This window comes from Pseudomonas sp. D1-1, assembly GCF_051132225.1.
In the GTDB taxonomy this organism is placed as follows: domain Bacteria; phylum Pseudomonadota; class Gammaproteobacteria; order Pseudomonadales; family Pseudomonadaceae; genus Aquipseudomonas.
Map to the genome: position 1 here is coordinate 5,525,818 of NZ_CP071676.1, position 14,224 is coordinate 5,540,041.

General features: G+C 63.5%; 11 protein-coding genes. 5 read left to right on the forward strand and 6 right to left on the reverse strand.

The window, feature by feature from the left end; genetic code table 11:
* Nucleotides 1-59: 59 nt before the first annotated feature.
* The 6 genes from J3P86_RS24960 to J3P86_RS24985 form a co-directional block, all read right to left on the reverse strand.
* A complete protein-coding gene (locus tag J3P86_RS24960; RefSeq protein WP_434627390.1) occupies nucleotides 60-533 on the reverse strand; it encodes a chemotaxis protein CheW in 474 nt (157 codons plus the stop codon).
* A complete protein-coding gene (locus J3P86_RS24965; RefSeq protein ID WP_434699067.1) occupies nucleotides 526-6,447 on the reverse strand; it encodes an Hpt domain-containing protein in 5,922 nt (1,973 codons plus the stop codon). The genes J3P86_RS24960 and J3P86_RS24965 overlap by 8 nt, the downstream gene beginning before the upstream one ends.
* Nucleotides 6,448-6,654: 207 nt before the next feature.
* Nucleotides 6,655-8,715: a methyl-accepting chemotaxis protein gene (locus J3P86_RS24970; protein ID WP_305498193.1), complete on the reverse strand. Its 2,061-nt coding sequence runs from the start codon at nucleotides 8,713-8,715 to the stop codon at nucleotides 6,655-6,657.
* A gap of 156 nt (nucleotides 8,716-8,871) precedes the next feature.
* Nucleotides 8,872-9,411: a chemotaxis protein CheW gene (locus J3P86_RS24975; protein WP_434571202.1), complete on the reverse strand. Its 540-nt coding sequence runs from the start codon at nucleotides 9,409-9,411 to the stop codon at nucleotides 8,872-8,874.
* A 10-nt stretch (nucleotides 9,412-9,421) separates the two neighbouring features.
* The gene (gene pilH, locus J3P86_RS24980) at nucleotides 9,422-9,787 is read right to left on the reverse strand and encodes a twitching motility response regulator PilH (protein ID WP_186612056.1); all 366 of its coding nucleotides are present in this window, start codon (nucleotides 9,785-9,787) and stop codon (nucleotides 9,422-9,424) included.
* A 48-nt stretch (nucleotides 9,788-9,835) separates the two neighbouring features.
* Nucleotides 9,836-10,264: a response regulator gene (locus J3P86_RS24985; protein WP_434571200.1), complete on the reverse strand. Its 429-nt coding sequence runs from the start codon at nucleotides 10,262-10,264 to the stop codon at nucleotides 9,836-9,838.
* Between the two features lie 224 nt (nucleotides 10,265-10,488).
* Between J3P86_RS24985 and gshB the strand changes: the two genes are divergently transcribed.
* The 5 genes from gshB to pyrR all read left to right on the forward strand — a co-directional run bounded on the left by gshB (nucleotide 10,489) and on the right by pyrR (nucleotide 14,214).
* Complete coding sequence (gene gshB / locus J3P86_RS24990; RefSeq protein WP_434627385.1) at nucleotides 10,489-11,442, forward strand: glutathione synthase; 954 nt, start codon at nucleotides 10,489-10,491, stop codon at nucleotides 11,440-11,442.
* A gap of 76 nt (nucleotides 11,443-11,518) precedes the next feature.
* A complete protein-coding gene (locus tag J3P86_RS24995) occupies nucleotides 11,519-12,415 on the forward strand; it encodes a TonB family protein (protein WP_434627383.1) in 897 nt (298 codons plus the stop codon).
* 203 nt (nucleotides 12,416-12,618) lie between these two features.
* Entirely contained in the window at nucleotides 12,619-13,188 is a 570-nt protein-coding gene (locus tag J3P86_RS25000) for a YqgE/AlgH family protein (RefSeq protein WP_305498183.1), read from the forward strand.
* On the forward strand, nucleotides 13,188-13,625 hold the full coding sequence (gene ruvX / locus J3P86_RS25005) for a Holliday junction resolvase RuvX (RefSeq protein ID WP_305498182.1): 438 nt from the start codon (nucleotides 13,188-13,190) through the stop codon (nucleotides 13,623-13,625). The genes J3P86_RS25000 and ruvX overlap by 1 nt, the downstream gene beginning before the upstream one ends.
* Before the next feature lie 82 nt (nucleotides 13,626-13,707).
* Entirely contained in the window at nucleotides 13,708-14,214 is a 507-nt protein-coding gene (gene pyrR / locus J3P86_RS25010) for a bifunctional pyr operon transcriptional regulator/uracil phosphoribosyltransferase PyrR (RefSeq protein ID WP_305498180.1), read from the forward strand.
* Nucleotides 14,215-14,224: the final 10 nt, after the last annotated feature.

Here is a 14,224-nt window from a genome sequence, read left to right on the forward strand (position 1 = left end):
AGCCAACATTGATGTCGCCTGACCCACCGCTATCGCGAGCAGGCTCGCTCCTACATTAGTCAGTTGGCTGACTCAACTCTTACCAACCCCGCCGCAACCACCAACTCTTCCAACGCCAGCAGATCCGGCACTTTCGCCACATGCTCGCCCACTTGCACGGCCGCCTGCTCCAATCCGCACAGCGGCACGTCGACGTAGCTCAACTGGGTGTCGAGCTTGCAGGAGCGCGGGATGCCTTGGACCAGCAGCGCGATGAAACGCAGTTCCGGGCGGCCGCCCAGGGCATTGAGCACGACGATGCGAGCGCGCTCGCCGATCACGGTCTTCTGGCCGCAGGCTGACTCGAAGCTCAGCAGCGGGATCTGCCGTTCGCGCCAGCTTACCCAGCCCAGGAACCAGGGCGGGGTGTCCAGATCGAACACGCTGCTCTGGTAGTCGATCAACTCGGCCACGGCCACGTTCGGCAGGATCAGATGCCGGTCGGCAAGCGGCAGCAACAAACCTGTGAGATGGCTGGTGCGGTGCTCATGCATGGGTCTTGCTCCAGTGGGCGATGCTGTCGAGCAGCACCGACTCCTGGTACGGCTTGCCCAGGTAGTCGTTGACGCCGACGGCCATGGCGCGGTCGCGGTGTTTCTGGCCGGTGCGGGAGGTGATCATGATGATCGGCAGATGCGCCAGGCGCGGGTCGTTGCGCACTTGCGTCGCCACTTCGAAACCATCCATGCGGGGCATCTCGATGTCCAGCAGCATCAGGTCCGGCGAATGTTCGGCCAGCAATGCCATGGCGTCCACGCCGTCCTTGGCGGTGAGCACATGCATGCCGTGGCGTTCCAGCAGACGACTGGTGACCTTGCGCACTGTTACCGAATCGTCCACCACCAGCACCAGCAAAGGCCGCTGCTGCTCGCCCTCGCCTTGCACCACGGCCGGACGGCGCGCCGCCTGGTTGGGCAAGGCGCGGATCGGCGCGAGCAGGTCGAGAATCAGCACCACCCGGCCGTCCCCCAGGATCGTTGCCCCGGACAAGCCCTGGACCGCCGAGAATTGCGGGCCGAGGCTCTTGACCACGATTTCCCGGGTGCCGGCGGTGGCGTCTACCTGCACGGCGACGTGTCGTTCGTTGCATTGCACCAGCAGCACCGGTAATGGCTGGCTCTGGCCGAGCAATTTCGGGCGGGCGCCGGTTTTCAGCAACTCGCCCAGGTAGCACAACTCATAACGTTGCCCGGCGTAGGTGTAGGTCGGCGGATCGAGCTGGTAATAGCCATCCAGTTCGGCGGGCAATACCCGGACGATGCTCTCGATGGTGTTGAGCGGGATGGCGTATTGATCTTCGTGACACTGCACCATCAGCGCCCGGTTGACCGCCACGGTGAATGGCAGCCGGATACGAAAATGCACGCCCTTGCCCGGCGTCGAATCGATGACCATGCTGCCGCCCAGCTGTCGCACTTCTTCGTGGACCACGTCCATGCCAACGCCGCGCCCGGAGATCTGGGTGATTTTTTCCGCCGTGGAAAAACCTGGCTGCAGGATGAACTGCAGCACGTCGCGGTCGCTGATATCGCTGTCGGGCGCCAGCAGCCCACGCTTTATCGCCTTGCGCCGCACCGCGTCCAATGGCACCCCGGCGCCGTCGTCACGGATGTCGAAAATGATGTCGCCGCCTTCGCGGGACAGATCCAGGCTGATGCGTCCCCGCGCCGGTTTGCCGGCTGCGATGCGCACATCGGCGGGCTCCAGGCCATGATCAACGGCATTGCGCAACATATGTTCCAAAGGCGCCGCCATGCGTTCGAGCACGTTGCGGTCCATCTCGCCCTCGGCATTGTCGACCACGAACTCGACGTCCTTGCCCAGCTCCTGCGCCACCTGCCGGACGATGCGCTTGAGGCGCGGCAGCATGCGCTCGAACGGCACCATGCGCGTACGCATCAGGCCTTCCTGGAGCTCGGTGTTGATGCGCCCCTGCTGTTGCAGCAGGTTTTCGGCGTCGTGGTTGCTGCGGTCTAGCGTTTCCTTGAGGTCAAGCAGGTCCGAGGCGGACTCGAACAACGCTCGGGATAATTGTTGCAACTGGGAATGGCGGTCCATTTCCAGTGGGTCGAATTCTTCGTAGCCCAGTCGTTCGGCGTCCACCTGCTGGCGGCTGAGAATCCGCCCCTGGGTTTCGGTATCCAGGCGTCGCAGTTGATCGCGCATGCGCTCGATGGTCGTTTCCATCTCGTTCAGGGCGATGCGCGCATCGTTGACCTGTTGCTCGATGCGCCCACGGAAAATCGAAGTTTCCCCGGCCAGGTTGACCAGATCGTCGAGCAGTTCGGCGGAGACCTTGACCATGTCCGCGCCATCGCCCGGCGCGGCGGGCTCGGCTCGCATCGGCGGCGCGACCTGGGCCGGTGCCGGCTCGACCGGCGTAACGATCTGGGGCGCCTCGCTGTCCTGCGGATGATTGACCGCCTGGATCTGCGCGATCAGCCGGTCGGCCGGCGGGCACGGCTGCCCGGCACGGACGGCATCGAGCATGTGGGCCAGCCGGTCATGGCTGCCTTGCAGCAAGGCAAAAAGCGCCGGGCTCGGTTGTAACAGGCCCGCCGACAGCCCTTCGTAAAGGTTCTCCAGTTCGTGGGCAAGATCGCCGATGGGCCCGATCTCCACCATCCGCGCGCCACCCTTGAGGGTGTGCAGATCGCGCAGCAGGGTTTCCACCGCCTGACGGTTCGACGGCTCTTCCTGCCAGCGTTGCAACGCCGCCCCGGAACTGTCGAGGATATCGAAACCTTCCTCTAGAAAGATTTCCAGCAACTCCGGATCATGGCCCGCCGTGTCATTTTGCCGATGCCCCGCCACCTCGATGGCGTTCGGCTTGTCCTGGCGGAAACGATGAATGGCGTCAATCAACGCCACGGGATCGCCCAGCGGTTGGCCTTGCTGCAGTTGCCCGAGCAACAGATCGAGGCGTTCGTGACTGCTGTTGAGCAGTTGCGCCAGCTCCTCGCTGTAACTGTAGCGGCGATCCACCAGCCCTTCGTATAGGGTTTCGAGCTCCCCGGCCAGGTCGCTCACCGGCCGCACATCCGCCATGCGTGCGCCGCCCTTGAGGGTGTGCAAGTCACGCTGCAGCGAGGACAGCGGCGCGCCGTTCTCCGGGTCGGCGAGCCAGCGCCGCAAGGCCTGTGCGGCGCTTTCGAGAATATCCTGGGCCTCTTCGAGAAAGATCGCGGCGATATCGTCATCCACCGAAACAGCCGCCGGCGAACTGCGCTCCATCTCAGCCGTCGCATGACCCAGCTCGCGGATGCTCAACGTGCGGCTGCCGTCACTGCGGATCAGTCCCGTGGCCGTCGGGTCGAGGCCTTCCTGGAGCAGGCTGCGCAGCGCCTGCACCCGGGCAGGTTGCGCACGCACGTGCTGGCCGGCAGCCAATTCGTCGAGCATGTCGATCAACGCTTCGTGAGCAAGCTGCGCCTCATGGAAAAACCTGTCGCTGACCGCCAGGCTGCTTTCCTCGACGGCGCCATACAGGTCCAGCAAGGCTTCGCAGAGCTCGTCCACCGGGTGCAGGTCGGCCAGATGCGCGCCTTCGCCAAGGGTGGTCAACTCATCGAGCAGCGCGCTCAGCTCCTGGCCCTCGCCGGAGTGTTGCTGCCAGCGCCGCAGCAGGTTCTCCGCGTCCAGCAGGATATCCATGCCCTGGGCGAGAAAATTGTTGATCAATTGCGGGTCGCGCTTGGTTCGCACGCCCTGGTCCGGCGTGTTGAGAGCCGTTTGCAGGCGTTCGACGGACAGTGCCTGGGTTCGCTGGATCAGGTCCGCGGCGCCGGGAATCGCTGCCAGCGGCTCGTTATGCAGCTGGCGCAGACCGCGGCGCAGCAACCCTTCAGCCTCCAGCAGCAACTCGATCTCCTCCAGGTCGAAAGCGATCAGGTGCGCCTTGTATTCCCGGGCCATCTCATCCATCGCCCCGGCCAGTTCGGCGATCGGCAGCACACCGGCCATCGATGCACTGCCCTTGAGCGTGTGCAAGGCCCTTTGCAGCTCGTCGCTGGCCTGCAATGGCAGATGTTCGGCGGCCTGGTCGAGGAATCGATCAAGCGCGGCCAGATGCCCCTGGGCTTCGTTATCGAAGATTTTCAGCAGCAAGGGATCGAGAGCGGCCACGTCCTGCTGGTCGTCATCTTCCTCATCGCCACCCTTGGCCAAGGCATGGGCGCGAGCAGCCAGACGGTCGACGTCGTCGCGCTGGCATTGGCGCTGGGCAGCGAATTCAGCGACCAGTTCCGGCAGCAATCGCACCGCGTCCTCAAGCAATTGCCGAACCGAAGCGCCCGGCTCGACGCTGCGCTCCAGCACGCGGTTGAGCAGGTTTTCCACCGCCCAGGCCAACTCACCCAGCACCAGTGCCCGAACCATCCGGCCGCTGCCCTTGAGGGTATGGAAGGCCCGGCGCAGCTCAGTGAGCGCGCCTTGGTCGTCGGGCTGCGCAGCCCAGCGCGGCAGGTATTCGCGCAGGACATCGAGCACCTCGTCGGTTTCCTCGAGGAAGACCTCCCGCAGCTCGTCGTCCACCGGATGCTCATCCACGGGCGGCGGCAGCAGGCTACCGGGCATGCCTTTGGCCGGCGGGTTGACCGCCGAGACCGGGCTGGCCAGAACATCAGCGAGGGATTGCACGGTCTGTGGGTCGTCCAGTTCCTGCAAATCCTGCATGACCTGGGCCTCGTTCGGGCTCAGCCGGTCATCGAGCAAGGGCACGCGGGCTTCGTCGGGAAAGTAGCCGAGGGCGCCCAGGCTCCGCTCGACGCCGTCGAGCAGATTCTCGGCGGGCATCAACGGGTCTTCGCTCAAACGCTCCAGGTAATATTCCAGGCCGGTAATCACATCGGCCAGGTGATCGAGTGCTTCCCACCCCGGCTGGGCTGGGTCGAGCAGCAGGTGTTCACGGATGAAATCGTTGCAAGCCTCCACCAGGCGGGCGGCGCGGCTCAGGGGAATCATCGCCAGCGCCCCGCGGACCTGGGTCAGCAGCGCCGGCAATGGCTCAAGCTGGGCGCTGTTCCAGTGTGCGTCGATGTAGTCGACGATCATGTCCTTGGCCTGTTGCAGGCAGGTATGGGCTTCCTTGATGACGATCTGATGGATCTGGGTCAGGTCGGTCGTCGGCAGGCGATTGTCTTCGCGGCTTTCAGGCTCGACGGTGCCGACCATTCCGGCCAGGGTTGCCTCGACGTACAGCAAGGCTCCGGCAACGTCCATGAGCGTCGCGTCATCAGGCTCGCGCTGGCCCTGGGCGAGGCTCAGTACGACGGCCAGTTGATCGATGATGACCTTGCGCGGCTGGCCGAAACCCAGCACCGCCAGGGTGTCGGCAATCTGCCGCAGGGGCGCCAGCAGGCTGTCCAGCTCCGAGGCATGCTGGCGGTCGCTGCGCACGAACAGGTCCAGGCGTTCCTTGACCCGCACCAGCTCCTCGCAGAGCGCTGCCAGCACCGAGCGCATGGCATCGCGGTCGGGCCCGGCCAGGCGCGCGCGTTCTTCATCGACCATAGCGCTGTCGGGCAGCGCGTCGTCCAGTGAGTAGCGTTCTTTCATGATCTGCATCTGCCCGCTGGGATGTTCGGCCTTGGCAATATAGAACAACAGACTCTTGAGCAGGTGTGGCGGGGCCGCTTGGTTGATGCCCGGCATGCCTTGCTCCAGCAAGCGCTTGAGTTCCTTGTCAGCATCCTTGAACAGGCTACGCAGCGCCGGGCTGTTGGCGATACGCCCCTCGCGCATGCCTTCGACCAACGCCGAAGCGACCTGCCACAACGCATTGAGCGGCGCTGCGGCGCAAAGCGCTTCAAGGCGCTGAAAGACTTTGGCCAGGTAACCGAGGTGAGTCGCGTCGTCCTGCTCGCGCAACAGGCCCACCAGGGCCACCTGCAGGGTCTGGCGCAATTTGCGCAAGGTGCTCGGCAGGTCCGCCGGCGCGAGCCGCTTCAAGGCGTCCTCGTCCAGCGGCGCGATATCGGGCAGTTCCGGGCTGAACAGGCTGGTCTCCGACAACAGGCTCTCGCCCCGCGCACTGCGCAGATCGTTGAGCAAGGGCAGCACCGCCAGCGGCAGGTCGCGACGAGCACCCTGCACCCGTTCTAGGTAGACCGGCAACTGGCCCAGGGCCTGGCGCAACAGGCTGATCGCCTCCTCGCGGTGGGCGATGCGGTTGTCCTGCAGCGCGCTGCACAGTTGCTCCATTTCCTCGGCCAGCAACGCCGCGCCGTAGAATTCGATCATCTGCAGGCCGCCATGGACCTGGTGAATGCAGGCCAGGCATTGGGCAAGCGCATCCGACGCCTGGGGGTCGTCCACCAGGCGATTGAGGGCCAGGTGGGCCTGCTTCAGCGTTTCGGCAATCTCGCCCTTGACCCATTCCAGGGCCACGTAGTCGTGCCGATCACCCATAACGACTCCAAATCAACAGTCATATCCCCAGAGCGGATCAGCTCTTGTGGCGAGGGGATTTATCCCCGCTGGGCTGCGAAGCGGCCCCCAGCAATGCAGAACCCATATCAATGTTCCAGACTGGCTATTTTGGGACTGCTTCGCAGTCCAGCGGGGATAAATCCCCTCGCCACAGACGATCTCCATAGCCAGGAAAGTGCAGCCCAGTCACACCTTATCCTCGTCCGCCACAGGTGCCGCGGGCAAGGTGAACCCGGACACCGAGCGGCGCAGCTGGCTGGCCATTTTCGCCAGGTTGCCGATACTCTCGGCCGTGGCGGTTGAGCCGGACGAGGTCTGGCTGGTGATCTGCTGGATCACGTTCATGGTCAGCGAAATCTGTCCCGCCGAGGTGGTCTGTTGCTGCGCCGCGTTGGAGATGCTCTGGATCAGCGCCGCCAGGGTCTTGGAAACGCCCTCGATTTCTTCCAGGGCGACGCCGGCATCCTGGGCCAGTCGGGCACCGCGCACCACCTCGGTGGTGGTCTGCTCCATGGAGATCACCGCTTCGTTGGTGTCGGCCTGGATCGCCCGCACCAGCGTCTCGATCTGCCGGGTGGCCGCCGAGGAGCGCTCGGCCAAGCGCTGCACTTCGTCGGCCACCACCGCAAAACCCCGACCGGCATCGCCCGCCATGGACGCCTGGATCGCCGCGTTGAGCGCAAGGATGTTGGTCTGGTCGGCGATGTCATCGATCAGGCTGACAATGTCGCCGATTTCCTGTGACGACTCACCGAGGCGCTTGATGCGCTTGGCGGTGTCCTGGATCTGCTCGCGAATGTTGTCCATGCCATGAATGGTGTTGTGCACCACCTCGTTGCCCTTGTTGGCGATTTCCACGGAGCGCTCGGCCACCGCCGACGACTCGGCCGCATTGGCCGATACCTGGTCGATGGACTGGGCCATTTCATTGATTGAAGTCGAAGCTTCGGAAATTTGCTGGGCCTGGTGTTCCGACGCCTGGGCCAGGTGCATGGCCGTGGCCTGGGTTTCCTGCACGGCGGCGGCCACCTGGCCGGCCGTGAGGTTGATGGTCGCCACCAGATCGCGCAATTGGTCCACCGAATAGTTGATGGAATCGGCGATGGTCCCGGTGAAGTCCTCGGTAACCGAGGCGGTAACGGTCAGGTCGCCATCGGCCAGGTCTTCGATTTCGTCCAGCAGGCGCATGATCGCGTTCTGGTTGCGCTCGTTCTTTTCCGCGGTTTCGCGCAATTGGCGGTTGGTTTCACGCACCATCACCAGGCCGATGAGGATGATCGACATCAGTGCCAGCAGGCCCAGCACATACCCGCCGATGCTGTTGACGGAACGACCGCCGGCCAGGTTCTCGAAAGCTGTGGCCAGGTGAGAGGCTTCGTCGAGCAGGGTCTGCGACAGGTTGAAGATGTTGCCCGCCGACTCGCGGACCTTGAACAGCTCCGGGGAGGTCTCGAGGATTTCGTCCACCGACCCCGAGACGAATTCGAACAGCTCGCTGATTTCCGTCAGGCGCGCCCGGGCGTCACGATCCTGGACCTGGGGGATCTTCAAGGTCGGGTCGCCTTGCAGCATGCCATTGAGCACCTGGCCAAAACGCGCGGCGTCACGGCCGAAGGTGTCGGCAGCCTGGCTGGCGTTCTCGTCGCCGGCCAATACGGTATTCACCGCGCCGAGAATACGCTCGGCCAGCAGTGACTGGCGCTGGGCCATGGCCACCTGTGAGGCCGGGGCGCCTCGCTGCAAGAGGATTTCGACAACTTTTTCGTATTCGACCTGCAGTTGCGGCACGGTTTCGGCGAGGGTTGCCGCCACCTGGTGCAGCGACAGGACGGTCTGCTCACTGGAAAGAATCGCATCGGTGTTCTTCAGCAGGCGCTCCCAGTCCAGCTGTACCGCGCGCATCTGCGGGCGCAGGGTGGCGGGCGCCGGGGGCAGGCCGGTCACCGGGTCACCCTGCTTCAGGTATCCCCAGCGCTGGGCGAAATCGTTGCGCGCATCACTCAGCAACTTGAACGCGGCGGCCTTGCCGGCCGCGGCTTCGGTGGCGTTCTTGGCAATGCGCTGGGACAGCACCCGCAGCTCACCGGCGTGGCCGATGTACTGTTTGTCATAGGTGGACTGGGTGTTGAGGTACGCGAAGTTGGCGAACAACAGCATGATGAAGACAATCAGCGCGACGAACAGCACGATGATCTGCGACCGACTGCGCGACGCTTCCAGAGGCTTGCCTGTTTTTGCTTTGATCATCGGTACTCGCCTGTCCTGCTCAATCCGGCCTCTCACCACAGCCCTCCTGTGGGAGCGAGCCTGCTCGCGAATAGCGATGGAACAGCCAGCATCGATGCAGCTGATCCATCGCTTTCGCGAGCAGGCTCGCTCCCACAGAGGCCGCGCTGCGGCCTGTTAAACCGCCACATTCATGAACCCTGGCGAACGCGTCACGGCAAAAGGGCTGAACACCTGCCACTGCCGATCGCCAGGAAAACGGCCCTGGACGAAGGCCGATTCCGGGCCATCGAGGTAGCCAGGCAAAACCGGTTCCAGGCTGCCCTGGGCGAAATGCTGCAGCCCGAGGACTTCGTCCACCAGCAAGCCGGCGAAGACTTCTTCGTTATCGACCACCAGCACCCGCCGCTGCTTGCGCACACTGGACAGCTCATGACCGAAAAAACCGCACAGGTCCATCAGCGGCAATAAACGTCCGCGCAGGTTAGCCACTCCGCGAACCCATGGCTTGACCCCGGGCAACGACGTGTAGCGCGGCTCGTGCAGCACTTCGCTGACCTCGCCCATGGGCGCCACGTACCAATGCTCGCCGAGGCGAAAGCCGATCCCGCTCCAACTGTCGCGATGGGTTGGCTGGGACGGCAGGTCCGCGCCCAGCAGCCGACAGCGCCGATCGATCTGAAGCAACAGTTCGAATGCGGTCAGGGAGTGGCTCATGGCCGCGCGTTCAACCCGCCAGTACTTTGTTCAAGGTCGCGATCAGGGTTTCTTCGTCCACCGGTTTGGTCAGGTAGTCCTTCGCCCCTTGGCGGGTCCCCCAGACCTTGTCGGTTTCCTGGTCCTTGGTGGTGATGATGATGACCGGGATATGCCCCGTGTCCGGGTCCTTGGTCAGCTGGCGCGTGGCCTGGAACCCATTGAGGCCGGGCATGACGATGTCCATCAGCACCGCGTCGGGCTTTTCCTGGCGGGCCAGGGCCACGCCGTCGGCGCCATTCTCGGCTTTCAAGACCTGATGGCCGTGCTTTTCCAGCATGCCGGTCAATTTGTACATTTCAGTCGGCGAATCATCGACGATCAGAACTCGTGCCATGGTGTTCCCCATTTCTTCTGTAGACCCCAGGCCGAAGGCCGAGCGTCATTAATGTGCCTGGTGCGGCTGGACAGCGGCAAAACCCGGGACATGGGCCTGTATCGCGCCCAGCAATTCTTCCTTGCTGAAAGGCTTGGTCAGAAACTGATCGGAGCCGACGATGCGCCCCTTGGCCTTGTCGAACAGACCGTCGCGGGACGACAGCATGATCACCGGCGTCGCCTTGAAGGCGCTGTTGTTCTTGATCAGGGCACAGGTCTGGTAACCGTCCAGGCGCGGCATCATGATGTCGACAAAGATAATGCCCGGATGGTGGTCGACGATCTTGGCCATGGCGTCGAAACCATCGACCGCCGTGATGACCTCGCAGCCAACGTTGCGCAGCAAGGTCTCGGCGGTGCGGCGGATGGTCTTCGAGTCGTCGATGACCATGACCTTCAAGGCGCTGGGTTGCTGCTGCGTGAGATGCTCTGCCATTGCCACTGCAAACCGGTTTTTAACGCGTAAGTGTGATCGACAGCGCAAACCCTTGATGTTCAAGGCCCGCACGTCACATGGCAGCCTTTTTAGCACAGTCTCCATCGCCGATCTATCAGCCGCTCGGCACGGCGGTTTTTCCTTGACCGCCAAACTTCGGGGCGCCACTCTGACGCCACTTTTTCAAGCCATTCGTGCCCACCCCATTTTCGAGGAACCAAGCCATGAGCGTACGCGTCGGCATTGTCATGGACCCAATCGCCAGCATTTCCTATAAGAAGGATAGCTCGCTGGCCATGCTGCTGGCCGCTCAGAAGCGCGGCTGGGAGCTGTTCTACATGGAACAGCGCGACCTTTACCAGGCCGAGGGCCAGGCGCGCGCGCGAATGAAGCCGCTGAAGGTCTTCGCCAACCCTGAGAAGTGGTTCGAACTGGGCGCGGAAAGCGACGCGCTGCTGAGCGACCTGGACGTGATCCTGATGCGCAAGGATCCGCCGTTCGACATGGAGTTCGTTTACTCCACCTACCTGCTGGAGCAGGCCGAAAGCGCCGGTGTGCTGGTGGTCAACAAGCCGCAGAGCCTGCGCGACTGCAACGAGAAGCTGTTCGCCACGCTGTTCCCGCAGTGCACGCCGCCCACCATCGTCAGCCGTCGTCCGGACGTGCTGCGCGAATTCGCCGATCACCACGGCGACGTGATCCTCAAGCCGCTGGACGGCATGGGCGGCTCGTCGATCTTCCGTCACACCGCCGGCCATCCGAACCTGTCGGTGATCCTCGAAACCCTGACCTTGCATGGCAAGCAACAGATCATGATCCAGGGTTACCTGCCGGCCATCGTCGACGGCGACAAGCGCATCCTGATGATCGACGGCGAGCCGGTGGACTATTGCCTGGCGCGCATCCCGGCGGCCGGTGAAACCCGTGGCAACCTGGCGGCTGGCGGCCGTGGCGAAGCCCGCCCGCTGACCGACAAGGACCGCTGGATCGCCGCCCAGGTCGGCCCGACGCTACGCGAGAAAGGCCTGCTGTTCGTCGGCCTGGACGTGATCGGCGAGCACCTGACGGAGATCAACGTCACCAGCCCGACCTGCATCCGCGAGATCGACAATGCCTTTGGCACCGACATCGGCGGGATGCTGATGGATGCCATCGATCAGAAGCTCAAGGCGCGTTGATCCAGATCCTGATGAAGGAAACCCACATTGCGTTATCATGCCCGGCCTGAAAAAACGTGATGCTGGTTTCCTTGTCATGACACTCCCGTCCGATCTGCCCCAAGAGCTCGCCCATCGTGGCGTGCGCCCGGCTGATCGCCTCGGTTTTACGCTGTTCCTGGCGGCACTGATCCACCTGGCGGTGCTGCTGGGCGTCGGGTTTGCCACGGTCGAACCCAAGCAGATCAGCCAGACCCTGGAGATCACCCTGGCGACCTTCAAGAGCGAAACCAAGCCTCAGAAGGCCGATTTCCTTGCTCAGGAAAACCAGCAGGGCAGCGGCACCCTGGAAAAGAAAGCGATTCCCAAGACGACCGAAATCGCGCCGTTCCAGGACAACAAGGTCCAGAAGATCACCCCACCGCCGGCCGCCAAGCCGGAAGTTCAGGAAGCCGCGCCCAAGGCCGCCGTGACCACTACCGCGCCGAAGCCGAAAAAGGCCCCGGTCAAGGAAGAGGTCAAGCCCGATCCCAAGCCCAAGGCGCCGGAACCGACCTTCGACAGCTCCCAGCTGTCCAGCGACATCGCCAGCCTGGAGGCCGAACTGGCCCAGGAACAGCAGTTGTACGCCAAGCGCCCGCGCATCCACCGCCTGAGCGCCGCGTCGACCATGCGCGACAAGGGCGCCTGGTACAAGGACGAATGGCGCAAGAAGGTCGAGCGTATCGGCAACCTGAACTACCCCGAGGAAGCCCGGCGCAAACAGATCTACGGCAATTTGCGGCTGATGGTTTCGATCAATCGTGACGGCTCGCTGTATGAAGTGCTGGTGCTTGAGTCCTCCGGCCAGCCGCTGCTGGACCAGGCCGCCCAGCGGATCGTGCGCCTGGCCGCGCCGTTCGCGCCGTTCACCGGGGACCTGTCGGACATCGACCGCCTGGAAATCATCCGCACCTGGAAATTTGCCCGGGGTGATCGGCTGTCCAGTAACTGACACATCCCCTGACCACAACGCAGTGAGGCTCACCCCGGATCCAAGGTGGGAGCGAGCTTGCTCGCGATGGCGGACCAGCAGCCGACATTCATGTTGAATGATCCATTGCTATCGCGAGCAAGCTCGCTCCCACAGGGGATCTGCGACAGTCTCAAGCATTTCCCGGCTTGTCAGTTCGGCCATGCGCCGCCACACTAGCGCCTATGAAAAACGTCAGCCCCACCTACCTCAAGCATCACTTCCTGATTGCCATGCCGCACATGGCCGATCCAAACTTTGCCCATACCTTGACCTACATCGTCGAGCACACGGCCAATGGGGCCATGGGATTGGTGGTAAACCGCCCGCAGGAGCTGAACCTGGCGGATATCCTTGAGCAGCTGCGTCCCGAGGTCGAGCCGCCACTCCTGTGCCAGCATGTGCCGATTTTCATCGGCGGGCCGGTGCAGACCGATCGCGGTTTCGTACTCCATCCGTCGGGTCCCAAATTCCAGGCCACCGTTGATCTGAACGGCGTGTCGCTGTCCACTTCCCAGGACGTGCTGTTTGCCATCGCCGACGGCGTCGGTCCGGAAAAAAGCCTGATCGCCCTGGGCTATGCCGGTTGGGAACCCGGACAGCTGGAAGCCGAGCTGGCCGACAACGCCTGGCTGACGTGCCCGTTCGATGCCGACATCCTGTTCAACACCAGCAGCGAGTTGCGCCTGGAAGCGGCGGCCAGCCGATTGGGCGTGAACCTGGGCCTGCTTACCAGCCAGGCGGGACACGCCTGATGGCCCTGCGCCTGCTGCTGGGCTTTGATTACGGCACCAAACAGATCGGCGTCGCGGTCGGCCAGGTCATTACCGGCCAGGCCCGCGAGCTGTGCACATTAAAAGCGCAGAACGGCGTTCCGGACTGGAACCAGGTCGAAGCGCTGATCAAGGAATGGAAACCCGACGCCGTGGTGGTCGGCCTGCCATTGAACATGGACGGCACGCCCAGCGACATGTGCCTGCGTGCGGAAAAATTCGCTCGCCGGCTCAATGGCCGCTTTAACCTGCCCTTCTATACCCATGACGAGCGCCTGACCACCTTCGAGGCCAAGGGCGAGCGGCTGATGCGCGGCGGGCAGAAAGGCAGTTACCGCGACAATCCGGTGGACGCCATCGCCGCCGCCCTGCTGCTGCAAGGCTGGCTTGATGCCAACGCCGCCCTGTTCGAAACCTGATTTTTGAAAGCGCCGCCAAGGCGCTTTCTTCTAGCGACAAGCCGAGTCATGAGCACCGACCCGCAAACCTGAAGGAGCCAGCATGAGCCTGCCCAATCCTGCCGAACTGATCAGCCAGATGGCGATCCGTCTCACGGCGCACCTGGAACAACGTGGCATCAGCGAACCGCGCTACATCGGCATTCGCACCGGCGGCGTCTGGGTTGCCCAGGCCTTGCTCGATGAACTGGGCAGCGACTCGCCGCTGGGCACCCTGGACGTGTCCTTCTACCGCGACGACTTCAGCCAGAACGGCCTGCACCCGCAAGTGCGCCCTTCGGCGCTGCCGTTCGAGATCGAAGGCCAGCACCTGGTGCTGATCGACGACGTGCTGATGAGCGGGCGGACCATCCGCGCTGCCATGAATGAGTTGTTCGACTACGGTCGCCCGGCCAGCGTTACGCTGGTCTGCCTGCTCGACCTGGACGCCGCCGAACTGCCGATCCGCCCTAACGTGGTCGGCGCGACGCTGGCGCTGGCGGCCCATGAACGGGTCAAGCTTTCCGGCCCGGCGCCGCTGCAACTCGAACTGCAAGACCTCGCCCTTTAACTGCCCTTGC